21 protein-coding genes are annotated in these 21,775 nt (G+C 66.7%); 9 read left to right on the top strand and 12 right to left on the bottom strand.

What is annotated here, in order from left to right; genetic code table 11:
- The first annotated feature begins 9 nt into the window (after positions 1–9).
- From ribB to ACMVY4_RS20375, 5 genes are all read left to right on the top strand, one after another.
- Positions 10–1,125, top strand: coding sequence for a 3,4-dihydroxy-2-butanone-4-phosphate synthase (gene ribB / locus ACMVY4_RS20395; RefSeq protein WP_416897782.1), 1,116 nt, complete (start codon positions 10–12; stop codon positions 1,123–1,125).
- Positions 1,126–1,129: 4 nt separating this feature from the next.
- Entirely contained in the window at positions 1,130–1,579 is a 450-nt protein-coding gene (locus ACMVY4_RS20390; protein ID WP_416897781.1) for a 6,7-dimethyl-8-ribityllumazine synthase, read from the top strand.
- 62 nt (positions 1,580–1,641) lie between these two features.
- Complete coding sequence (nusB, locus tag ACMVY4_RS20385; RefSeq protein WP_416897780.1) at positions 1,642–2,088, top strand: transcription antitermination factor NusB; 447 nt, start codon at positions 1,642–1,644, stop codon at positions 2,086–2,088.
- Entirely contained in the window at positions 2,085–3,041 is a 957-nt protein-coding gene (gene thiL / locus ACMVY4_RS20380) for a thiamine-phosphate kinase (RefSeq protein ID WP_416897779.1), read from the top strand. Before nusB ends, thiL begins: the two co-directional genes overlap by 4 nt.
- Positions 3,042–3,059: 18 nt before the next feature.
- Positions 3,060–5,099: a hypothetical protein gene (locus tag ACMVY4_RS20375; protein WP_416897778.1), complete on the top strand. Its 2,040-nt coding sequence runs from the start codon at positions 3,060–3,062 to the stop codon at positions 5,097–5,099.
- Positions 5,100–5,103: 4 nt separating this feature from the next.
- On the opposite strand, the gene ACMVY4_RS20370 is transcribed toward ACMVY4_RS20375, so the two are convergent.
- The 7 genes from ACMVY4_RS20370 to sdhC all read right to left on the bottom strand — a co-directional run bounded on the left by ACMVY4_RS20370 (position 5,104) and on the right by sdhC (position 12,603).
- On the bottom strand, positions 5,104–6,999 hold the full coding sequence (locus ACMVY4_RS20370) for a propionyl-CoA synthetase (RefSeq protein WP_416897777.1): 1,896 nt from the start codon (positions 6,997–6,999) through the stop codon (positions 5,104–5,106).
- A 111-nt stretch (positions 7,000–7,110) separates the two neighbouring features.
- Complete coding sequence (locus ACMVY4_RS20365; RefSeq protein WP_416897776.1) at positions 7,111–7,962, bottom strand: prephenate dehydratase; 852 nt, start codon at positions 7,960–7,962, stop codon at positions 7,111–7,113.
- Positions 7,963–8,031: 69 nt separating this feature from the next.
- Positions 8,032–9,099, bottom strand: a complete 1,068-nt coding sequence (locus ACMVY4_RS20360; RefSeq protein WP_416897775.1) for an NAD(P)H-dependent flavin oxidoreductase — start codon at positions 9,097–9,099, stop codon at positions 8,032–8,034.
- A 109-nt stretch (positions 9,100–9,208) separates the two neighbouring features.
- Complete coding sequence (locus ACMVY4_RS20355; protein WP_416897774.1) at positions 9,209–9,994, bottom strand: succinate dehydrogenase iron-sulfur subunit; 786 nt, start codon at positions 9,992–9,994, stop codon at positions 9,209–9,211.
- A 24-nt stretch (positions 9,995–10,018) separates the two neighbouring features.
- Entirely contained in the window at positions 10,019–11,812 is a 1,794-nt protein-coding gene (gene sdhA, locus ACMVY4_RS20350) for a succinate dehydrogenase flavoprotein subunit (RefSeq protein WP_416897773.1), read from the bottom strand.
- A 4-nt stretch (positions 11,813–11,816) separates the two neighbouring features.
- Positions 11,817–12,206 (bottom strand): succinate dehydrogenase, hydrophobic membrane anchor protein, encoded by a 390-nt coding sequence (gene sdhD / locus ACMVY4_RS20345; RefSeq protein ID WP_416897772.1) that lies wholly within the window; start codon positions 12,204–12,206, stop codon positions 11,817–11,819.
- Positions 12,207–12,210: 4 nt separating this feature from the next.
- Entirely contained in the window at positions 12,211–12,603 is a 393-nt protein-coding gene (gene sdhC / locus ACMVY4_RS20340) for a succinate dehydrogenase, cytochrome b556 subunit (RefSeq protein WP_416897771.1), read from the bottom strand.
- 280 nt (positions 12,604–12,883) lie between these two features.
- Here sdhC and coaBC point away from each other — a divergent pair, with 280 nt between their 5' ends.
- From coaBC to cysK, 4 genes are read left to right on the top strand one after another with little or no spacing between them, the layout of a single operon-like run.
- Positions 12,884–14,125, top strand: coding sequence for a bifunctional phosphopantothenoylcysteine decarboxylase/phosphopantothenate--cysteine ligase CoaBC (coaBC, locus tag ACMVY4_RS20335; protein WP_416897770.1), 1,242 nt, complete (start codon positions 12,884–12,886; stop codon positions 14,123–14,125).
- Positions 14,122–14,574, top strand: a complete 453-nt coding sequence (gene dut / locus ACMVY4_RS20330) for a dUTP diphosphatase (protein WP_416897769.1) — start codon at positions 14,122–14,124, stop codon at positions 14,572–14,574. Before coaBC ends, dut begins: the two co-directional genes overlap by 4 nt.
- Positions 14,575–14,582: 8 nt before the next feature.
- Positions 14,583–15,023, top strand: coding sequence for an RrF2 family transcriptional regulator (locus ACMVY4_RS20325; protein WP_416900365.1), 441 nt, complete (start codon positions 14,583–14,585; stop codon positions 15,021–15,023).
- Positions 15,024–15,053: 30 nt separating this feature from the next.
- Positions 15,054–16,019 carry a cysteine synthase A gene (gene cysK, locus ACMVY4_RS20320; RefSeq protein WP_416897768.1) on the top strand — a complete coding sequence of 322 codons (966 nt, stop codon included), beginning with the start codon at positions 15,054–15,056 and terminating at the stop codon, positions 16,017–16,019.
- On the opposite strand, the gene ACMVY4_RS20315 is transcribed toward cysK, so the two are convergent.
- From ACMVY4_RS20315 to otnK, 5 genes are all read right to left on the bottom strand, one after another.
- On the bottom strand, positions 16,016–17,215 hold the full coding sequence (locus ACMVY4_RS20315) for an MFS transporter (protein ID WP_416897767.1): 1,200 nt from the start codon (positions 17,213–17,215) through the stop codon (positions 16,016–16,018). The genes cysK and ACMVY4_RS20315 overlap by 4 nt on opposite strands.
- Complete coding sequence (locus tag ACMVY4_RS20310; protein ID WP_416897766.1) at positions 17,212–18,537, bottom strand: mechanosensitive ion channel family protein; 1,326 nt, start codon at positions 18,535–18,537, stop codon at positions 17,212–17,214. The genes ACMVY4_RS20315 and ACMVY4_RS20310 overlap by 4 nt, the downstream gene beginning before the upstream one ends.
- Positions 18,538–18,570: 33 nt before the next feature.
- Positions 18,571–19,653 carry an Ldh family oxidoreductase gene (locus ACMVY4_RS20305; RefSeq protein ID WP_416900364.1) on the bottom strand — a complete coding sequence of 361 codons (1,083 nt, stop codon included), beginning with the start codon at positions 19,651–19,653 and terminating at the stop codon, positions 18,571–18,573.
- An 83-nt stretch (positions 19,654–19,736) separates the two neighbouring features.
- A complete protein-coding gene (locus ACMVY4_RS20300) occupies positions 19,737–20,426 on the bottom strand; it encodes an RraA family protein (protein WP_416897765.1) in 690 nt (229 codons plus the stop codon).
- Between the two features lie 36 nt (positions 20,427–20,462).
- Positions 20,463–21,746, bottom strand: coding sequence for a 3-oxo-tetronate kinase (gene otnK / locus ACMVY4_RS20295; protein WP_416897764.1), 1,284 nt, complete (start codon positions 21,744–21,746; stop codon positions 20,463–20,465).
- Positions 21,747–21,775 lie beyond the last annotated feature (29 nt).

The raw sequence follows: 21,775 nt of genomic DNA, 5'->3' as shown, positions 1-21,775 counted from the left end.
GGCTCCCGCATGAGTTCGGAATTCACCCGCTACCTGTCCTCGATCGAGGACGTCGTCGAAGACGCGCGGAACGGGCGCATGGTCATCCTGGTCGATGACGAGGACCGGGAGAACGAGGGCGACCTCTACATCCCGGCACAGTTCGCGACGCCGGAGGCGATCAACTTCATGGCGAAGTTCGGCCGCGGCCTGATCTGCCTGTCCATGACCCAGGAGCGCATCGACGACCTGGGCCTGGACCTGATGTCGAAGGACAACCGCACCCGCCACCACACCGCCTTCACGGTGTCCATCGAGGCGAAGGAGGGAGTCTCGACGGGCATCTCAGCGCATGACCGGGCCCACACCATCCAGACCGCCATCGATCCTTCCAAGGGGCAGGCGGACATCGTCACGCCGGGCCACGTGTTCCCGCTGGTCGCCAAGGGCGGGGGCGTGCTGCGCCGCGCCGGCCACACCGAGGCGGCTGTCGATATCGCCCGCATGGCCGGCCTGCGCGAGGCGGGCGTGATCTGCGAGATCATGAACGATGACGGCACCATGGCCCGCATGCCGGACCTGATCCGTTTCGCGCAGTACCACAACCTCAAGATCGCCACGATCGCCGACCTGATCGCCTATCGCCGCCGGTCCGACAAGCTGGTTCAGCGCAGCCACGAGACCATGCTGAACAGCGAATACGGCGGCGAGTTCCAGATGTTCGTCTTCGATTCCGAAGTTTCCTATGCGGAGTCCCTGGCGTTGGTGAAAGGCGACATTTCCGGCGACGAACCAGTGCTGGTGCGCATGCACGGCTACGATCCCAATCCCGACCTGTTCGGCGAGGCGGGCGGCAAGGCCGGCCGGCTGGAACTGGCCATGAAGACCATCTCGAAAGAGGGCCGGGGCGTGCTCGTCTTCCTGCGCGAGACCCGCGAGATGCGGATCTCGGAGTTCCTGCAGGCGCAGGAGAATCAGGACGTGAAGACCCTGATGGATCTGCGGGACTATGGCATCGGTGCGCAGATCCTTGCCGATCTGGGTGTGCGCAAGATGGTCCTGCTGACCAATTCGCCGAAGCACGTCGTCGGCCTGGAAGGCTACGGCCTCGAAATCGTGGGCACGCGCCCGCTTGGGAAGGACTGAGATCATGGGCGAGATTCATCTGCTGATCGTCGAGGCGCCCTACTACGAGACCATTTCCGAGGGGCTGGCGCGCGGCGCGATCCAGGCCATGGAGGCGGCCGGTGCGAGTTTCGAGCGCATCAGCGTCCCCGGCGCACTGGAAATCCCGGCGGCCATTGCCTTTGCCGAGAACGCGGCCGCGGAAGGCGGCAAGGCCTATGATGGCTATGTCGCACTCGGCTGCGTGATCCGTGGCGAGACCTCTCATTACGATATCGTCGCCGGCGAGTCGGCCCGGGCGATCATGGACCTGACCGTCTATGACGGCGTCGCCATCGGCAACGGCATCATCACGGTCGAGAACGAGGCGCAGGCCTTGGCGCGGGCCAATCCCGACGAAAAGAACAAGGGTGGCGATGCCGCGAATGCGGCGATCCGCATGGTCCAGCTGCGCCGCGAACTGGCGGAGTCGTAATGAGCCGACGCCGTTCGAGCTCGGGCTCAAGGCCCGCCCGCAAGCAGCGGAGCGCGGCGCGCATGCATGCTGTGCAGGCGGTCTACCAGCTCGAGATCAACGAGACGCGCGTTGACGACCTGATCGCCGAGTTCCAGGCGCACCGGCTGGGTCACGACCTCGACGGCGAACCTCTGGTCAGCGCCGACCGCGACTTCTTTGCCGATCTTGTGGGCGGCAGTTTCCGCCGCCGCAAGGAACTGGACGAGTTGATCGAGAGCGGCCTCAGCCTCGACTACGCCATGGACCGGCTGGAAACCCTGCTGCGGGCGCTGCTGCGTGTGGCGGGTTACGAATTGCTGGCGCGCATCGACGTGCCGGCCCGTGTGGTGATCGACGAATATGTCGATCTCTCGCATGACTTCTTCAACGGTGCAGAACCGTCGCTGGTCAACGCCGTGCTCGACCGCGTCGCGCGCAAGGTGCGGGCGAGCGAACTGGAGCAGAAGGGCAAGAAGCAGGACCGATGACCGCCTTCGGCGAGTTCGAATTCATCGCCGAGCTGCTAGCGCCGCTCGCCGCTGAAGGTGGCCTCGGACTCACCGACGACGCGGCTATTCTGCCGAAGCTCCGCCACGGCGAAGCCTGGACTGTCACCAACGACATGATGGTCGAAGGCGTGCACTACCTGGCCGACGACCTGCCGGATCTGATTGCCCGCAAACTGATCCGGGTCAACGTGTCGGACCTTGCTGCAATGGGAGCCCGGCCGGTCGGATACACACTCGCCCTGTCATCGGACGGCAAGCGGAACCGCGACTGGTTCGCCCGCTTCTGCAGTGGCCTCGCCGAAGATCAGGCGGCATTCGGAATCGGTCTGTTCGGCGGCGACACGACATCGACGCCCGGACCGTTCACCCTGTCCCTGACTGCATTTGGCGCTGCGCCTCGAGGCGAGGCTCTCCGCCGGAATGGTGCGCGGCCCGGCGACGCCGTCTGGGTATCCGGAACGCTGGGCGATGCTGCGCTGGGGCTTCGGGTGTTGCAGGGCGCGCTCGCCGTCCCGGAGGACGTTGCAGAAATTCTCGCCCGACGGTACAGGCTTCCGGAGCCGAGACCGGAGCTGGGACAGTCCCTGCGGGGGCTTGCCACCTCGTGTCTGGATGTCTCCGACGGTCTTGCTGCCGATCTGGGGCATGTTGCGAAACACTCCAGGGTCGGCATCGAGATCGATGCGGACCGGGTGCCCGTTTCCGATGCCGCCCGGGCGGCCATGAAGCACGACGCGGCGCTTGCGCCGCTGCCGCTGACCGGCGGGGACGACTACGAACTGGCCTTCACGCTTCCGGACGGGATGGAACCACCAGAAGCTGGCCGCGTGCATTGCACCCGCATCGGTCGCGTGATCGAGGGCGATGCGGTCAGCGTTCTCCGCAACGGACAGCCTGTGACGCTGGAAAGCGCGGGCTGGCGGCATTTCTGATAGGTTCGGGACATGGCGATGACCGAGTCCCCATTACCGCTTTCCAGGCTCCGGATCCCGATTGCCGCGGTGCTGAGCGGCGTCGCAACCCTCGTGATCGCGGCCGCGATCTGGCTCGGAACGGCGGGGTTTGCGGTCACCGAATCCTTCCGCCTTGCCGACGCCGAGACCGTGCAGGGCGCGATGCGGGTCTACCGCATCGACTACGCGGCCTGGGAGCAGCATCCGTTCCAGGTGATCGATGACGGTCGCCATGGCGAGACCGGCACGGCGAGTGCGCTCTTCGTCGATGGCGAGCGCGTCACGACCGGACGTGCCAGCCGCACCGTCATGGTCGAGGGCCGTGAGGCGGCCTTCCTTCACGCCGGACTGCAGAACTTCTATTTCAGCCCACCGCCCGGTGCGCCGTCCGCCGTTCCGATCCAGGCACGGTTTCAGGTCGTTCTCGAACCTGCGGTCGCGCTGGGCATCGGCGCTGCCGCCATTCTGCTTCTGCTGACCGGATTCGGGTTGCTGACACGCATCGGTCTGCTGGTGGATCTGGGCATGGCTCTGACGACGCTTGCCGCCGTTGCGGGCCTCTGGCTGTCGGTCGAAGGCGTCTCGCTTGACCGTCCGGTGCCTGTCGAGACGGTCCGCGAATTGCCGCCCCATGGTTACATCGTCCGGTTCGAACCGCCCTTCGGGCTGGTGACACCGGCCACGGACAGGCTGACTCCGGTCATCCGCGGATGGCTGACCGAAGACGGCGAGCGCTTCGGCACGCCGACGGCGCTGGGGACCGAAGTGCGGGATCCGGGCGCTGGGTTCCATATCTGGTCGCGCGGCGGTTCACTCTATTTCTCGACGCCTGACAATACCGACCCGCGAGAGAACGGCCGGACCTATGTGCTGCAGCAACAGGCCTTCCTGTCGCCCCATATCGCCGGTGCCTTCGGCGCCGTCGCACTGCTGTCCCTGCTCGCCGCGGCCACTGTCGGGGCGGGCCGCCTGTCGCGCGCCGTCAGAATGCCGAAGCCGCGGACAGTGGCTCTGGCGCTGCCCGGTTCGGTCCTCGCGATCATGGCGGGCTATGTCGGCTGGCTGCTCTGGATCGATCCGCTGCATCTCATGGAAGCGCCCGAGCAGAGGGACTGGTTCGCCGGCGACGAGCCGCACCGCATCGCCGGGCTGATCCGGACCTATCCCTATGAGGCGGTCCTGATCGGGACTTCGGTGGTACAGAACGTCTACATGGATCACGCCAGCGAGGCGCTGGGCAAGCCGGTGCTGAACGCCGCCATCGCCGGTTCGTCGCCCCTCGAACAGGCCCGGCTGGTCGATCGCGCGGCGGCACGTGCTTCCACGAAGATGGTCGTTTGGGAAGTCCATCTGACCGGCTTCACACAGCCGCCGGACGCGAGCCGCTTCGAATGGTTTCCCTACCATCTGGTCGACGGCAACCCGCTGACGGATCTAGAGTATCTGTTCTCGCTTCAGGCTTGGCTGGACGCCAATGACGCCCGCGCCGTGCGCCTCGCCGCGACGACCGGCCCGCTCGACCCGATCAACAAGTGGGGCGAGCGGCTGGACTTCGGTCCCGTTGTCGTCGCGAAGACCTGGTGCGAACGCCGGCACCGGCCCGCCGGCGAGTTCAGGACGGACAACCTGCGCGCCAATCTGCGCCGCCATGTGCGGCCGCTCGCCGAGGCGCACCCCGATGTCGAGTTTGTCCTCTTCGTACCGCCCTATTCGGCGATGATGCACATGCCGCAGGGCGGCTTCCTGCTGGGAACGGAACGAGCCGCGGCAATCATTCTCGAGGAAATGAATGGTCTGCCCAACGTGCGGCTGCACGATTTCCAGGGCCTGCCGGGCATTGCCGGCGATGCCGAGCGGTTCCGCGACGACATGCATGCACGGCCCGACGTCACCCGCCGCATCATCGACGGCATCGCCGACGGCACGCGCCGCATCGAGGCGCCGGACCTCGCCGCGCACGAAGCAACACTTCTCGTCAATTTCCGGGATGCGGAAGCGCCGTTCCGCGCCGCCGTCGAGCCCTATTGCGAGAGCTGAGGCGTCAGCCCTTCGGGTAGCCGAGATTGCCGAGCGACACCTTGATCTCGTCGATGATCGCCGGATCGTCGATGGTCGCGGGCGTCTTGAAGTCCTCGCCATCGGCGATCTGCTGCATGGTCCGGCGCAGCACCTTGCCCGAGCGGGTCTTGGGCAGACGCTGGACCGCCGTCACGAGGCGGAAGGCTGCGACGGCGCCGATCTGCTGGCGGACCATCTGGACGCACTCGTTCTCGATCTCCTTCGCCTCGCGGGCGACCCCGGCCTTCAGCACCACGAGGCCGAGCGGCAACTGCCCCTTCAGATCGTCGGCGATGCCGAAGACGGCGCATTCGGCGACATCCGGATGCTGGGCCAGCACTTCCTCCATCGCGCCGGTCGAGAGCCGGTGCCCCGCCACGTTGATGACATCGTCGGTGCGGGACATGATGTAGAGGTAGCCGTCCTCGTCCATGTAGCCGGCGTCGCCGGTCTTGTAGTAGCCGGGATAGTCGGCGAGGTAGGCCTGCTTGAAGCGGTCCTCGGCGTTCCACAACGTCGGCAGCGTGCCCGGCGGCAGCGGCAGCTTCACCGAGATCGCGCCCATCTGTCCGCGCGGCACTTCCTGCACATTGTCGTCCAGAATGCGGATGTCGTAGCCCGGCACGGCGCGGGTGGGGCTGCCGTATTTCACCGGCAGCGGCTCGATACCCATCGGATTGATCGCCATCGGCCAGCCGGTCTCGGTCTGCCACCAGTGATCGATCACCGGCACCTTCAACTGCTCCTCGGCCCACTGGATCGTCGCCGGGTCGGCGCGTTCGCCGGCCAGGAACAGGATGCGGAACTTCGACAGGTCGTACTTCGGAATGAAGGTGCCGTCAGGGTCCTGCTGCTTGATGGCGCGGAAGGCCGTCGGCGCGGTGAACATGACCTCGACATCGTGGTCCGCGATCACCCGCCAGAAGGTGCCGGGGTCCGGCGTCCCGACCGGCTTGCCCTCGAACAGGATCGAGGTCGCGCCATGCATCAGCGGGGCGTAGACGATATAGCTGTGGCCCACGACCCAGCCCACATCGGACGCCGCCCACCAGGTCTGGCCCGGATCGATGTCGTAGAGGTTCTTCATGGTCCAGGCGAGGGCGACGGCATGGCCGCCATTGTCGCGAACCACGCCCTTCGGCTGGCCCGTCGTGCCGGAGGTGTAGAGCACGTAGAGCGGATCGGTCGACTTCACAGGCACGCACTCGGCAGGCTCGACGCCGGCCTCCGCGTCGGCCCAGAGGACATCGATGTCGCGCCTCTCCCAGTCGGGCACTTCGGCGCGCGGATGGACGATGACGCCGTCGGGCTTGTGCTTCGACAGGTCGATCGCCTTGTGGATCAGCGGCATGTATTCGATCACCCGGCCCGGCTCCAGTCCGCAGGTCGCGGTGACGATCAGTTTCGGCCTGGCGTCGTCGATGCGGGTGGCAAGCTCGTTGGGGGCGAAGCCGCCGAAGACCACGGAGTGCGGCGCGCCGATGCGGGCGCAGGCCAGCATGGCCACGGCGGTCTCCGGGATCATCGGCATGTAGATGATGACGCGGTCGCCCTTCTCGACGCCCTGAGCCTTCAGCGCGCCGGCGAACTTCGCGACCAGATCCCGCATCTCGCGATAGGTGAACTTCTGAACCTGACCGGTCATCGGGCTGTCGTAGACGATGGCCAGCTGGTCGGCGCGGCCTCCCTCGACGTGCCGGTCGAGGCAGTTGTAGCAGGTGTTCAGCTCGCCGCCGGGAAACCACTTGTTGAAGGGTGCGTTGCTGTCGTCGAAGACCTGATCGTACGGCTTGTACCAGTCGATGGCCTTCGCGGCCTCCGCCCAGAAGGCTTCCGGATCGGCCATCCAGCCATTGTAGACGTCGTCGTAGCGGCCCATTTCCCCACCTCGTCGGAATTCTTGCTTGCTTGCAGGCTGCCTAGCACAAGCCCGCGCGGGGCCGAAGGCCAGAAAATTCCGCTGCGGCAATCGGGCCGTGAGCCACCGGGCTTATCCGTGACGGCGGAAGGGGTGCGCAGGATAGACGCCCAGTTCCTTCACATTCGTTGAGAAGAAGCGGACTTCCTCCAGGGCGCGGTCGACCTCCCGCGTCGCCGGATGCCCTTCGATCTCGGCGTAGAACTGCGCGACGGTGAAGCTCATGTCGACGATGTAGCTCTCCAGCTTGACCACGTTGACGCCGTTGGTCGCGAAGCCCCCGAGGGCCTTGTAGAGCGAGGCCGGGACGCTGCGCACCTGGAACAGCAGGCTCATGATCGAGTCCTCGGTCGGCGGCGGGTCCATGCGCTGCCGCGCCATGATCACGAAGCGGGTGGTGTTGCCGATCTTGTCCTCGATGCGGCTGCGCATCGGCTCAAGGCCGTAGATCTCGGCGGCAAGGCTGGAGGCGATGGCGGCCTCGGTCGGATCGCCGCGTTCGGCGATCTCCTGCGCCGCCCCGGCGGTGTCAGCGTGGACGATGGCTTCCAGGCCCAGATTGCGGATCAGGTCCTGGCACTGCGCCAGCGCCTGCTCGTGGCTGTAGACCCGCTTCAGCTTCTCCAGTTCGGCGCCCTTCGGCGCGAGCAGCATGTGCTCGACCCGCTGGAAGTGCTCGCCAATCATGTAGAGGCCGGCGTTCGGCAGCAGCGAGTGGATGCCCGCGACGCGGCCGCCCAGCGTGTTCTCGATCGGGATCATGCCGACATCCGCCGCGCCCGAGCGCACCGCCTCGAACGCGGCCTGGAAGGTCTGGCAGGCGATGGCCTCGGCACCCGGAAAGACCTCCCGGCAGGCCAGGTTGGAATAGGCGCCGGGCACGCCCTGGAAGGCGACGGTCTTGGGCGAAAGCTGCATGTTCATGGGGATCGGTTTTCCGGAGAATGGGTGACGCGCAGCTAATGCCCTGAAACCCGTGCGGCTTTCAACCCGTTACGCCTTCAACAGCGCTGCCGCCTGATCCGCCAGCATCCGCATCAGTTCGCCGGTTTCCATCTTCCGGCCCAGCGCGGCGGCCTGTCCGGCCCAGAGCGAGGAGAAATCCGCCTTGCCTTGTTTCTCGGCCGCGGCCTTCAGCGGCACAAGCGCGCCGCCGGCGGTAGGGAAGGGGGGCGCATCCGGCGACATCGGACCGTGTTCCCGCATCACGCGGTTCATCAGCCCCCGCGCGGGACGGCCGGAGAAAATGTTGGTCAGCGCGGTGCCGTCATCGGCGGCCTCGTCCAGGGCCGCGCGATGCAGATCGCTGATCGTCGCTTCCGGCGTGAACAGGAACGCCGTGCCGATCTGCACCCCGGCCGCGCCGAGCATGAAGGCGGCGGCGATGCCGCGGGCATCGGTGATCCCGCCCGCCGCGATCACGGGGACGTCGACCGCATCGACGACCTGGGGCACCAGGGCGAAGGTCCCGGGCTGGCGGCTGATGTCGATGTCCAGGAAGACGCCGCGATGGCCGCCGGCCTCGGCGCCCTGGGCGATGATCGCGTCGCAGCCGCGCTCGGCCAGCCAGCGGGCTTCCGCGGCGGTGGTCGCCGAACTGATGATCTTCGCGCCGGTTGCACGCACGCGGTCCAGCAGCGCCTTCTCCGGCAGGCCGAAATGGAAGCTGACGACCTGGGGCCGCAGTTCTTCCACGATCTCGCAGGCGACGGTATCGAAGGGGGCGCGGTTCGGCGCGGGCGTATCGGCGTCCGCGTCCAGCCCGTGCTCCTCGTAGTAGGGCTTCAGCACCGTCCGCCAGCGCCGCTGGGCCTCGGGCGCCGGTGCCGCCGGGGTGTGGCAGAAGAAGTTCATGTTGACGGGCTTCTGCGTCCGCTGGCGGATCACGCCCATCTCGGCGCGCATCCGCGCCGTATCCAGCATGGCGCAGGGCAGGGAGCCCAGCCCGCCGGCCTCGGCAGCGGCGGCAGCCATCGCCGATCCCTGCGCGCCGGCCATCGGGGCCTGGATGATGGGCAGTTCCGTGCCGAGAAGTTCGGTCAGCCGGGTATCGTTGAACATCGCAGCGCTCCTTTCGTCCGGACATGAAAAAGGGCTACGCCGGAAATATGGCGCAGCCCTTCTTCAAGTCACGTCTCCGGGACGGCGGTGCCGCCCCGCCCGGAATGCTCTAGAGCTTCCGCTCGATCATCATCTTCTTCAACTCCGCGATGGCCCGGCCCGGGTTCAGTCCCTTCGGGCAGGTCCGCGCGCAGTTCATGATGGTGTGGCAGCGGTAGAGCTTGAACGGGTCTTCCAGCTTGTCCAGCCGGTCGCCGGTGCCCTCGTCGCGGCTGTCGATGACCCAGCGGTAGGCCGCCATCAGCACGGCTGGACCCAGATAGCGGTCGCCGTTCCACCAGTAGCTCGGGCAGGAGGTGGAGCAGCAGGCGCACAGGATGCATTCGTACAGGCCGTCGATCTTCACGCGGTCACCGCGCTCCTGCAGACGTTCGCGGTCCGGCGGGGCCGGCGTCTTGGTCTGCATCCAGGGCTCGATGGAAGCGTACTGCGCGTAGAAATGGGTCAGGTCGCCGACCAGATCCTTGATCACCTCCAGATGCGGCAGGGGGTAGATCTTCACATCGCCCTGCACCTCGTCGATGCCCTTGGTGCAGGCCAGCGTGTTGGTGCCGTCGATGTTCATCGCGCAGGAACCGCAGATGCCTTCACGGCAGGAGCGGCGGAAGGTCAGGGTCGGATCGACCTCGTTCTTGATCTTGATCAGCGCGTCCAGAATCATCGGGCCGCAGCTGTCGAGATCGACCTCATAGGTGTCGACCCGCGGATTCTCGCCCGAGTCCGGGTCGTAGCGGTAGACCTTGAACTTGCGGGTCTTGCTTCCCGAACCGGCCTTGGGCCAGGTCTTTCCGGTCGGCTTGAGCCTGGAGTTGGCCGGCAGATTGAATTCAACCATGGTTTCGTCCTCTCTCGCGGGCCGTCAGTAGACGCGCGCCTTGGGTTCGATGTACTCGACCTCGTTGGACAGCGTGTAGGTGTGCACCGGCCGGTAGTCGATGGTCACCTTGCCGTCGTCGTCGATCCACGACAGCGTGTGCTTCATCCAGTTGGCGTCGTCCCGGTCGGGGAAGTCCTCGTGCGCATGGGCGCCGCGGCTTTCCTTCCGGTTCTCGGCCGAGTGCATGGTCACCACTGCCTGCCGGATCAGGTTGTCGAGCTCGAGGCTCTCGACCAGGTCGGAATTCCAGACCATGGAGCGGTCCGTGACCTTCTGGTTCGGCATCTTGGAATAGACCTGATCGATCAGTTCCTTGCCTTCGGACAGGACCTCTGAGGTGCGGAACACCGCACAGTTGTTCTGCATGGTGCGCTGCATCGCGTCGCGGATCTCGGCCGTCGACGTGTCGCCGTCGGCATGGCGGACCTTGTCGAAGCGGGCCAGCGCCTTCTCCAGCGAGGCCTTGTTGGTCTCCGGCAGCGTCGCCCCGGCCTCCAGGATCGAGGCGCAGTGCTTGGAGCAGGAGCGCCCGAACACCACGAGGTCGATCAGCGAGTTCGAACCCAGGCGGTTGGCGCCGTGGACCGACACGCAGGCGGCCTCGCCGGCGGCCATCAGGCCCGGCACCACCGCATCGGGATCGCCGTCCTTCAGGGTCAGCACCTCGCCGCGGTAGTTGGTCTGGATGCCGCCCATGTTGTAGTGGACGGTCGGCAGCACCGGGATCGGTTCCTTGTTCACATCCACGCCCGCGAAGATGCGCGCGCTTTCGGAAATGCCCGGCAGCCGTTCGGCGATGATCGCCGGATCCAGATGGTCCAGATGCAGGAAGATGTGGTCGCTGTCCTTGCCGACGCCGCGTCCTTCACGGATTTCCATGGTCATGGAACGGCTGACGACGTCACGGCTGGCGAGGTCCTTCGCCGACGGCGCATAGCGTTCCATGAATCGCTCGCCCTCGGAGTTGACCAGATAGCCGCCCTCGCCGCGCACGCCCTCGGTGATCAGGCAGCCCGCGCCGTAGATGCCGGTCGGGTGGAACTGCACGAACTCCAGATCCTGCAGCGGCAGGCCGGCGCGCAGCACCATGCCGCCGCCGTCGCCGGTGCAGGTATGGGCCGATGTCGCCGAGAAGTAGGCGCGTCCGTAGCCGCCGGTGGCCAGGATGGTCATCTGCGCCCGGAACAGGTGCAGGGTGCCGTCCGACAGATCCCAGCACAGCACGCCCTGGCAGGCCCCGTCATCGTCCATGATCAGATCGATGGCGAAGTATTCGATGAAGAAGTGTGTGTCGTTCTTCAGCGACTGGCCATAGAGCGTGTGCAGCATGGCGTGACCGGTACGGTCGGCCGCCGCGCAGGTGCGCTGCGCCGCCGGGCCTTCGCCGAAATTGGTGGTCATGCCGCCGAAGGCGCGCTGGTAGATCTTGCCCTCGTCGGTACGGCTGAAGGGCACGCCGAAGTGCTCCAGTTCCAGCACCGCGTCGACCGCGTCACGCACCAGATACTCGATCGCGTCCTGGTCGCCGAGCCAGTCGGAGCCCTTGACGGTGTCGTACATGTGCCAGCGCCAGTTGTCGGGGCCCATGTTGCCGAGCGAGGCCGAGATGCCGCCCTGCGCCGCCACGGTGTGGGAGCGCGTGGGGAAGACCTTGGTCACGCAGGCGGTGTTCAGGCCGGCTTCCGCGCAGCCCATGGCCGCCCGCAGGCCCGCGCCGCCGGCGCCGACCACGACCACGTCGAACTTGTGCTCTGTCAGAGGATAGGATTCGGACATCTGATTACCCTCCAAAGGCGATCTTGAGAACGGCGAGGATGCAGATCAGTCCGCCGATCCAGCAACCGAAGGTGTTCGCGAACATCAGGAACAGCTTGGAGGCGTGGGCGTGGACATAGTCCTCGATCACCACCTGCAGGCCGAGCTTCAGATGCCAGAATACGGTGACGATCAGCAGGATCAGCACACCGGTAACGATGGGGTTGCCGACGATGCCGGCGGCGGTCAGGTAGTCGGCGCCGGTCAGACGGATCAGCAGAACGACGAAGGCGAAGACCAGGGGCACGAGCGCGATGGCCGTGACCCGCTGCATCCACCAGTGTTCGGTGCCGTCCTTGGCGGAGCCGAGCCCGCGGACATTCTTGAGCGGCGTATTCAGCGTGGAACGTTTCATGGGATCAGCCTCCGAACGCGTATGCGGCGATCCACGCCAGCACGGTCAGCGCCGCGGAAGCGATCACGACCATCCAGCCGGTGCGGTAGACGGACGGGATCTCGAAGCCCCAGCCCGCGTCCCAGTAGAGGTGCCGCAGCCCGTTGCAGAGATGATAGAAAACCGCCCAGGTGAAGCCGAGAAGGACGAGGCGTCCGATCCAGCTGCCTGCGACGCCCATGACATAGGCGTAGTATTCCGGCCCGCTTGCCAGCGCTACAAGCCACCACAGCAGCAGCAGCAGCCCGCCGCCCGCAACCACGCCGGTGATGCGGTGCAGAATCGACATGAACGCCGTGATCTGCAGCATGTCGTAGACTTGAAGATGCGGTGACAACGGGCGATTCGTGTTCGCCATGACGACCCCCTCGCTTGTCCGGTACCTGTGCGGCCCGGACGTGATCCCCTTCAATGGCTCTTCACGCTACGCGCCGCCCGGCTTCCGGCCAGAGGCGGCTCAAGGCCACACCGCGCGATTGTAGGCTCACGCCCCTGCCTGTCAACGCGCCCGGCTGGGAACATGCTGACGGTCACATGCTGCAACAGTATGAACCGCCGCAGGAATTGCCGATTGCCGGACCATGTCCGGAAGACTAGATTAATAACATCTTTCGGTCGTGAATTTGAGGCGAGCAGGCATGGGCGTTGGGGAATCGGGCGCAGCCCTCTCCGGCAAGCGGGTTCTTCTGGTGGTCGGCGGCGGCATTGCGGCCGTCAAGATCCCGGACCTGATCCGCAGGCTCCGCGAGCGCGGCGCCAGCGTCTCCCCCGTGCTGACACGCGCGGGCGCCGAGTTCGTCACGCCCCTGTCGCTTTCGGCCCTGGCCGAGGAAAAGGTCTACACCGAACTGTTCGACCTGACCGACGAGGCGGAAATGGGGCACATCCAGCTTTCGCGTCAGGCCGATATCGTTCTCGTTGCGCCGGCCACGGCCAACCTGATGGCGCGCATGGTCGCGGGCATGGCGGACGAGCTGGCGACCACGGTTCTGATGGCGACCGACAAGCCGGTGATGATCGCGCCGGCCATGAATGTCCGCATGTGGGAGCATCCGGCCACGCAGCGCAACCTGAAGCAGCTTCGCGCCGACGGGGTTCTGGTTGCCGGGCCGAACGAGGGCTCGATGGCCTGTGGCGAGTTCGGTCCCGGGCGTATGGCGGAGCCGCTGGAGATTGTGGACGCACTGGGGCGGCATTTCGGGTCCGGCCCGCTGGCCGGCAAACGGGCCATCGTCACCAGCGGTCCGACGCATGAGCCGATCGATCCCGTGCGCTACATCGCCAATCGCTCTTCCGGCAAGCAGGGCCATGCCATCGCACGTGCGCTGGGGGATCTGGGCGCAGACGTCGTGCTGGTCAGCGGACCGACAGCCTTGCCCGATCCGCCGGGCGTCGAGACGGTGCATGTCGAGACGGCGGTCGAGATGCGCGACGCATGCGAGGCCGCGCTGCCCGCTGACATTGCGGTTTGTGCTGCGGCTGTCGCCGACTGGCGCGCCGAGGCGGCCGGGCAGAAGCTGAAGAAGCAGGAGGGCCAGCCGCTGCCGCAACTCGCGCTGGCCGAGAACCCGGACATCCTGGCAGGCCTTGCCGGGCGCACGACCGGCCGCCCGGAACTTGTGATCGGCTTTGCCGCCGAGACCCAGAACGTCGTCGAATACGCGACGGCCAAGCGGAAGAAGAAGGGCTGCGACTGGATCGTCGCCAACGATGTCAGTCCCGCGACCGGGACGTTCGGGGGCGACCGGAATGCGGTGACGCTCATTTCTGCTGGTGAGCCCGAGACCTGGCCGCCCATGGCCAAGACCGAGGTCGCCGAACGGCTCGCCGACCGCATCGCCTGGTATTTCGGACATGACGGGCCGGGGGCGCCGGAATGAGCGTCAGCGTCGCCATCACCCGCGTCGGCCACGGCGCCGATCTGCCGTTGCCCGCCTACGAAACGTCGGGCGCCGCGGGCATGGATCTTCGTGCAGCCACCGGCGGTGACATCGAGATCGAGCCGATGGCGCGGGCCTTGATCCCCGCCGGCATCGCGATAGCGCTGCCTGAAGGCTACGAGGCTCAGGTGCGCCCGCGCTCCGGGCTTGCGGCGAAGCACGGAATCACTGTGCTCAACAGTCCCGGTACGGTCGACAGCGACTACCGCGGCGAGGTGGGCGTGATCCTGGCCAACCTTTCCGCTGCGCCCTTCACCGTCCGACACGGCGACCGGATCGCTCAGCTCGTGATTGCGCCCGTCAGCCGCTGCAACTGGACCGAGGCGGCGACGCTGGAGGCATCGGAACGTGGTGCGGGCGGGTTCGGATCGACGGGAGGACAATCATGACGCGCGACGTGCTGCGCCTGCCGAGGAAGACCCTCTATGCCCTCGATGCGGTTCTCGACGTGGCCTACAACGCCCGCCCGGATCCGGTGCAGTCCAAGGACATCACGGCGCGGCAGAACATCCCGCCGCGTTACCTCGAACAGGCGATGCAGCAGCTGGTCCGGGCCGGAATCCTGAAGGGCGTCCGGGGCCCGCGTGGCGGCTACACGCTGGCCCGGGAACGCCGCCGCATCTCGGTTGCGGACATCGTTTCGGTCATCTCTATCGACGACGAGGCCGACGATGCCGGATCCGATCTCGGGCTGGAGGTGGTGCGGCCGCTCTGGAGCGAGATTCAACTTGAGATCATGGAGCGGCTGAGCCAGATCACGCTGGAGGATCTGTGCCGGCGGGCGGAGAACGCCGGCGTCGAGAAGGCCGGAGCCAGGACCCGCGACTTCACAATCTAGGGGCGCACGACGCGTCCGGGGGAGGATGACATGAGCAAGGACAACCGTTTCACGCCGCCGCGCGGCCGCATCTACGACACCATCGCCGAGACCATCGGCGCGACGCCGCTGGTCCGGATCAACCGCATGGGCGAGAACCTGGCCGACGGCGTCCAGCTTCTGGCCAAGCTGGAGTTCTTCAATCCGCTCTCCTCGGTAAAGGACCGCATCGGCGTCTCGATGATTGAGGCGATGGAAGAGGCCGGCAAGCTGAAGCCTGGCGCGACCATCATCGAGCCGACCTCGGGCAATACCGGCATCGCGCTCGCCTTCGTCGCCGCGGCGAAGGGCTATCGGCTGATCCTGGTCATGCCGGAGAGCATGTCCATGGAGCGCCGCCGGATGCTGAAGCTGCTCGGCGCGGAACTGGAACTGACCCCGCCCGAGAAGGGCATGAACGGCGCCATCGCCCGCGCCAACGAGATGATGACGGAGAACCCGGACGCGGTGATGCCGCAGCAGTTCTCCAACCCGGCCAATCCGGCGATCCACGTGAAGACCACGGCGGAGGAGATCTGGGCCGATACCGACGGCAAGGTGGATATCGTCGTCTCGGGTGTCGGCACCGGCGGCACCATCACCGGCATCGGCCGGGTGCTGAAGGAACGCAATCCCGACGTGAAGATGATCGCGCTGGAGCCGGAGGACAGCCCGGTGCTGTCCGGCGGCAAGCCGGGTCCGCACAAGATCCAGGGCATCGGCGCCGGCTTCAAGCCGGACAATCTGGACATGGGCGTCGTCGACGAGGTCATCACCATCGGCAACGAGACCGCCTTCGAGACTGCCCGCAAGCTGGCCCGCTCGGAAGGCATTCCGGTCGGCATCTCGTCGGGCGCGGCCGTCGCCGCGGCGCTGGAAGTGGCCGAGCGGCCGGCTTCCGCGGGCAAGACCATCGTCGTGATCCTGCCCAGCTTCGCCGAACGCTACCTCTCGACGGCGCTGTTCGAGGGGCTTTAGGGCGAACTGGCGGTCCGCGTCGCGGTCCAGTAGCCGACGAGGCCGATGAGCGCCATCGCCGTCACCACCAGGATGGCGAGATCGTAGCCGCCGGCCTCCCAGAGCAGCGATCCCAGGAAGGGCGAGAAGGCGAAGCCGGCCATGGTCATCAGCGCCATGGTCCCGCTGATTGCGCCGAAATTGGCCTGGCCCAGCAGCTCGCGGATGGCCACCGGCTTCATGATGCTGGAAATGCCGATGCCGCTGCCCTGCAGGAAGACGAAGCCGAAGACCAGCAACGGCCACCATGAGGCCGTGAACAGGCAGACCGCCGAGATCACCAGCGCACCGAAGCAGTAGCTCGTGATCGCGTGGTTCGAGGCGCGGCGCTCGATCAGCATCATTACGATCCGCCCGGCCACCTGCATCGGGCCCATCAGCGATGCGACCAGGATCGCGGTAGCCTCTGGTATGCCGCGGTCGTCCATGATCGGCAGCAGGTGGTTGATCAGCACGGCGTGGTTGATCGACAGGAAGGTGAAGGCCAGCGCCAGCAGGATGAAGGTCGGGCCGCGCAGCACCTCGCGCACCGGCCGGGCCGCGGCCTCCTGAAAGTCCGGCGCGGCGCGGCGTTCGGCCTCGTCGGACCGGTGCCGCCGTTCCAGGCTGTTGGCGCCGAAGAAGAGCAGGGGCGCCGCGACGAAGGCCGTCAGTGCGCCGAACAGGACCGCGGCTGCCTGCCAGTCACGGATCTCGGCGACGGCATGGCTGAGCGGAAAACTGATGGTGCTGGCAAACCCCGCGACCAGGGTCACCAGCGTGATGGCGCGGCGCGCGTCGGCGCCCCGGGTCCGGGTGATGATGGCGAAGCAGGGCTCGTAGAGGCAGGCGCTCATGCAGACGCCGACGATCAGCCACAACCCGACGAAGACGGTCAGGTCCGGCGCCAGCGGCAGGCAGGCGATGGCGACGCTGGCGACCAGCGCCGCCGCGCCCATCGCCACCGGACCCAGGCCGCGGTCGATGAGGCGGCCGGCCACAGGCGAGAAGAGGGCCGTCAGGATCAGCGCGGCTGTGAAGCCGCCGGTCAGGGTGGTCTTGGACCAGCCTTCCGCGGCCTCCCAGCGCAACAGCAGAGCCGGGAAGAGGTAGTAGGTGCCGGCCCAGACCAGCGTCTGGCCCACCGCCAGGCAGAGGATTGCCCGGCGTGGACTCATCCCCCGTTCTTGACCGGCTGATCGTTGCCCAGAAGTCGGATTTCCCGCTGCGGGAAGGGAATGCTGATGCCGTTCTCCTTCAGCGCCGTCCAGATCATCATCAGCAGGTCGGCGCCAACGCGGTTGTCGCCGTCGTCGATACCCTCCATCCAGAACTCGACCAGGATGGTGATGCCGCTGTCGGCGAAGGCCTCGATTTCCGCATCGGGCCGTTCGGAAAGCGGCAGGTCGTCGCCAGACAGCACACGCGGGTGGCTGGCGACGATGTCGCGGATGATCGGGAACATCGCCTCCAGATCGGTCTCGTAGGCGACGTCGAAGTTCAGCGAGTAGCGCTGCTTCTTGTTGTGGTGGGTCCAGTTGGTGAAGGCGGTGGTGATGAACTGCTCGTTCGGCACCATGATGTCCTTGCCGTCAAAGGTCTGGAGGATGGCATAGCGCATGTTGAGTTCGCGCAGCTTTCCGGCGCGGCCGTCCTCCAGTTCGATGTAGTCCTCGATGGTGATCGAGCGGTCGAGCAGGATGATGATGCCCGAAATGAAATTGGCGGCGATCTGCTGCAGGCCGAAGCCGAGGCCGACGCCGATGGCGCCGCCGAAGACGACCAGCGTCGTGATGTCGATACCCATCACCTGCAGCAGCAGGATGAAGATCAGGATGAACAGGCCGATCTGGAACAGCTTCGCCACGACTTCCTTGGTCGAGGCGTCGAGCTTCTGCTGCTTGCGGATGACGCGCTGGCCGGTGTTGTTGGAAACGCGCCCCAGCCAGAACAGCACCGCGCCGAAGATCAGCGTCCGGGCGATGGTGTAGGCGGAGAAGTGGATGTTGCCGAACTCGAAGGAGACGGCCTCGAGCTGGGCCGTGACGTCGTCCAGCCAGCCGAAGACGTAAAGCAGGGCGATCGGCAGGCCGATCCAGGTCATCAGGGACCGGGCGGTCTCGCTGCTGAGCAGATGCGTGCCGAAGCGGTAGACAAGCTGAATGACGGAAACGCCCTGGGCGATCTTCACCAGCCAGAACTCGCCGAGGAATTCTTCCGCCAGGGCGGTCGCGGCGCCGAACAGGATCAGGCAGACGACCGGAAAGATCAGCGCGCCCGAATTGTAGACGATGCCGCGCAGGTCGAAGCGTTCGGTCGGCGGCGGCGGATCGCGGAAGACCGGCAGCCGGTTCCGGATGACCGAGGAGATGAACCAGGAGAGCACCAGCGCCGCCGCGATGAAGGCGATCTGGTAGTAGAATGGCAGGCTTCCGAGCTCGTTGATCGCGACATTCAGGCGTTCGATCAGCCAGGTCTGTGTCTCTGCCAGTTCTTCCACGGTTCCGGTGCTCCTATTGGACTGTCACTTGGTTCATACGCCGAACCGGGCCGGATCGATCTTCATTCGCTCGGCGGTGGCCAGTATGTCGGCCCAGGCCTGCGGCGCCAGTGGCAGTCCCGTGGCCTCGCGCTCGGCTTTCAGCCTGCGCTCCGGTTCGCCGGGCACCAGCACCTCGCCGCCCGCTTCCGCCGGCGTCGCCGACTTCACGAAATCGACATAGGCCAGCACCTCGGCGGCGAAGCTGTCGCCCATTTCCCGGGGCGCGCCGCCCATGGCGTCCAGATCGATATAGATCGACAGCATGCCGTTGCAGAAGCGACGCCGCTGATCCTCGCCCAGCGCGCCCGCCGTTCCCGAACCTGTCAGCGCGCCGGCCATGACCTCCATCATGAAGTTCATGCCGAAGCCCTTGTGGTCGCCGAACGCGCGCAGCGCGCCCGGTCCCTGCGACGGGTCCGGATAGATGGTGTTGCCGGTCTCGCCATAGAGCGGCGCCGGATCGGATGTGATCGTGCCGTCGCCCGCGACGATGGCGCCCGGCGGCAGCGGCTTTCCGCCCTTCAGCGCGACCAGCGCCTTGCCCTCGGCGACCAGCGAGGTCGCGAAGTCGAGCACGATGTGGTCGGCGCCAGCCACGGGCGCGCCGATGCAGAAGGGGTTGGTGCTGCTGCGGCGGCTGACGCCGCCGAACGGCGCGACCAGAAGCGAGCCCCGGACATTGACCATGTGCATCGACACCAGCCCGGCGTCGGCGGCGCGTTCGGCCCAGTCGCCGATACGGCCGAGGTGCCCCGAGTTCCGCAGCGCCACCATGGCGACGCCCTGTGTCCGTGCCTTGGCGATGCCGATATCGACCGCCTGTTCGCCGATGCTCTGTCCGAAACCGTAGCGGCCGTCGACGATGGCGAAGCCCGGCTGCTCGCTCAGGATCTCCGCGGTCTGGTTGGGCACCTGGAGCCCGTCGGCGGCCCACTGCACGTAGCGTGGAATACGGATGACGCCGTGGCTGTCATGTCCCCTCAGATTGGCGCCGGCCAGCCGTTCGATGATCGTCCTGGCCTCCTTCGCAGACGATCCCGCCGCCTCGAAGATGGCAGCGCCCAGCCCGTGCATGACCTCCAGCGGCACGAACACGCGCCCGCCCGCTTCCCTCACCTTGCTCAATTCCTGCTCCCCCGAAACGGCGGCCTGCATTGTCAGTCGATCTCCTCGACCCGGCCGCTCTTGTAGAGTTCCTCGATATGTCCGGGCACGCCGAGCCCGCCCTCGACTGCCGCCAGCGTCTTCGCCTCCGCCGCCCGGACGTCGTCCAGCCGCGCGATCACGGCATCGATCTTCGCGAACGGAATGACGACCACGCCGTCAACATCGCCCACCAGCATGTCGCCGGCCTCGACCGCGACGCCGCCGACCACGACCGGCAGGTTCACCGTCCCCGGCCCGTTCTTGGCCGGCGAATTCGGCGTCACGCCCGCTGCAAAGCAGGGCAGGCCGACATGGGCGATCCCCGGCGTGTCGCGCACGCAGCCATCGGTCACCAGCGCGACCGCGCCCCGGTTCTTCGCCATCTGCATGACCAGATCGCCGACCACCGCTGTGCCGTAATAGGCATCGGTGGCGGCCACGATCACGTCATCGGGGCGGACCTGGGGCAGGGCAGCGAGCACGGCCAGATTGTCCGCGGGTCCCGCCTGGCAGGTGACCGCGACGCCGCAGAAATCGCTCTGGCCGGCGACGGAGGGCTTGATGCGGTAATCCATCGCGCCACCGCCGTAGAGGGCATCGACGACGAAACCCGTCGGCGTGCCACGAAGCGCCTCGATCTGCGCATTGCCGGGACGCGGCGGGTTCTTCTTCAACTTGATGAGCGGCGCGTCGTCGATCATGGCTTTGATCCGGCTGGGTTACTGGGTCGCCGAATCCTAACTGCCGATCATGCCCAGTGCATCCCGAAAGAAATCCGGGCCGCCGAAGTTGCCGGATTTCAGGGCCAGGGCCAGGGGTCTCTCGCCCACGGACAGCGTCCACGGCACCCCGGGTGCGATCTCCGGCCCTATCCTCAGCGCCCGCGTGCCCAAGGCGCCGAGGACCGCGCCGGACGTCTCTCCACCGGCCACCACCAGCCGCCGCACGCCGTTCGCAACGAGACCGGCGGCGAGCGCGCCCATCACGCCCTCGACCGCTGCGCCCGCCGCTTCGCGCCCGAATGCAGCCTGGGCAGCCTGCACCTTGGCCGGCGGCGCTGTTGCGTGGATCAGCACCGGGCCATCTTGCCGCCGTTCCGATGCCCAGCCTAGAATCTCGTCCAAGATACCGTCGTTATTCATCGCTGCCTCCGGCGTCAGACGGAAACCGGGGATCCCGGCGTCCAGTGCACGAGCGACCTGCTCGTTGGTCGCGACCGAGCAACTGCCGGAGAGAATGGCTGCCGGCCCCGCGGGTGGCGAGAAGTCGCCGGTCGCATCTCCGGCGAGAAGGCCCTGGCGGCGGAAGTTCTTCGGCAGACCGAGCGCGATTCCCGAACCGCCGGTGATCAGCGGCGCGTCCGACAGCGCCTCTCCGAGCGACAGCAGGTCTGCATCGGCAACGGCATCCGCGATGGCCAGCCGGACGCCTTCGGATGCCAGCGCCGCGAGCCGGTTCCGGATGCCTTCCGGACCTTCGGTGACGGACTCGAGTGGCACCAGGCCGACCGGGTTGCGGCTCTGGCGTGAAAGCACCCGCACCAGGTCGGGGTCCGTCATCGGGGTCAGCGGATGATTTTCCATGCCGGATTCGGAGAGCAGCCGGCCGTTAACGAACAGGTGGCCCCGGTAGATCGTCCGGCCGGTCGCGGGGAAGGCCGGGCAGGCGACGGCGATATGCGCGCCAAGCCGCTCCAGCAGGGCGTCGGCCACGGGTCCGATGTTCCCGCGGTCCGTCGAATCGAAGGTCGAGCAATACTTGAACAGGATCTGCCGTGCGCCACGCTCAAGCAGCGTCTCGCAGGCCGCCAAGGACATCCGGATCGCATCCTCGGGCGGGTTCGTCCTCGACTTCATCGCAACGACGACCGCCTCGGTCCCGGGCGGCGATTCCACGACCGCATCCGGGCCGATGACCTGGACTGTCGCCATGCCACCTCTGGCCAGCATCAGCGCGAGGTCCGTCGCGCCGGTCATGTCGTCCGCGATGGCGCCGAGAAGGATCGACCCCTGTTCCGGCATAGCGTCAACTCCCCCCGGTCTCGCCATTC

It is taken from the genome of Minwuia sp., assembly GCF_048007105.1.
Lineage (GTDB): Bacteria > Pseudomonadota > Alphaproteobacteria > Minwuiales > Minwuiaceae > Minwuia.
The sequence above is the reverse complement of the archived record's forward strand: the minus strand, read 5'-3'. Positions and strand labels throughout refer to the sequence as shown.

Coding starts and splice junctions, on each gene's coding strand:
- ACMVY4_RS20390 (WP_416897781.1), top strand. CDS start 1,130: ATGGGCGAGATTCATCTGCTGATCGTCGAGGCGCCCTACTACGAGACC.
- ACMVY4_RS20355 (WP_416897774.1), bottom strand. CDS start 9,994: ATGGTTGAATTCAATCTGCCGGCCAACTCCAGGCTCAAGCCGACCGGA.
- cysK (WP_416897768.1), top strand. CDS start 15,054: ATGAGCAAGGACAACCGTTTCACGCCGCCGCGCGGCCGCATCTACGAC.
- ACMVY4_RS20360 (WP_416897775.1), bottom strand. CDS start 9,099: ATGTTCAACGATACCCGGCTGACCGAACTTCTCGGCACGGAACTGCCC.
- otnK (WP_416897764.1), bottom strand. CDS start 21,746: ATGCCGGAACAGGGGTCGATCCTTCTCGGCGCCATCGCGGACGACATG.
- nusB (WP_416897780.1), top strand. CDS start 1,642: ATGCATGCTGTGCAGGCGGTCTACCAGCTCGAGATCAACGAGACGCGC.
- ACMVY4_RS20370 (WP_416897777.1), bottom strand. CDS start 6,999: ATGGGCCGCTACGACGACGTCTACAATGGCTGGATGGCCGATCCGGAA.
- sdhC (WP_416897771.1), bottom strand. CDS start 12,603: ATGGCGAACACGAATCGCCCGTTGTCACCGCATCTTCAAGTCTACGAC.
- coaBC (WP_416897770.1), top strand. CDS start 12,884: ATGGGCGTTGGGGAATCGGGCGCAGCCCTCTCCGGCAAGCGGGTTCTT.
- ACMVY4_RS20305 (WP_416900364.1), bottom strand. CDS start 19,653: ATGCACGGGCTGGGCGCTGCCATCTTCGAGGCGGCGGGATCGTCTGCG.
- ACMVY4_RS20375 (WP_416897778.1), top strand. CDS start 3,060: ATGACCGAGTCCCCATTACCGCTTTCCAGGCTCCGGATCCCGATTGCC.
- ribB (WP_416897782.1), top strand. CDS start 10: ATGAGTTCGGAATTCACCCGCTACCTGTCCTCGATCGAGGACGTCGTC.
- ACMVY4_RS20315 (WP_416897767.1), bottom strand. CDS start 17,215: ATGAGTCCACGCCGGGCAATCCTCTGCCTGGCGGTGGGCCAGACGCTG.
- ACMVY4_RS20365 (WP_416897776.1), bottom strand. CDS start 7,962: ATGAACATGCAGCTTTCGCCCAAGACCGTCGCCTTCCAGGGCGTGCCC.
- thiL (WP_416897779.1), top strand. CDS start 2,085: ATGACCGCCTTCGGCGAGTTCGAATTCATCGCCGAGCTGCTAGCGCCG.
- sdhA (WP_416897773.1), bottom strand. CDS start 11,812: ATGTCCGAATCCTATCCTCTGACAGAGCACAAGTTCGACGTGGTCGTG.
- ACMVY4_RS20300 (WP_416897765.1), bottom strand. CDS start 20,426: ATGATCGACGACGCGCCGCTCATCAAGTTGAAGAAGAACCCGCCGCGT.
- sdhD (WP_416897772.1), bottom strand. CDS start 12,206: ATGAAACGTTCCACGCTGAATACGCCGCTCAAGAATGTCCGCGGGCTC.
- dut (WP_416897769.1), top strand. CDS start 14,122: ATGAGCGTCAGCGTCGCCATCACCCGCGTCGGCCACGGCGCCGATCTG.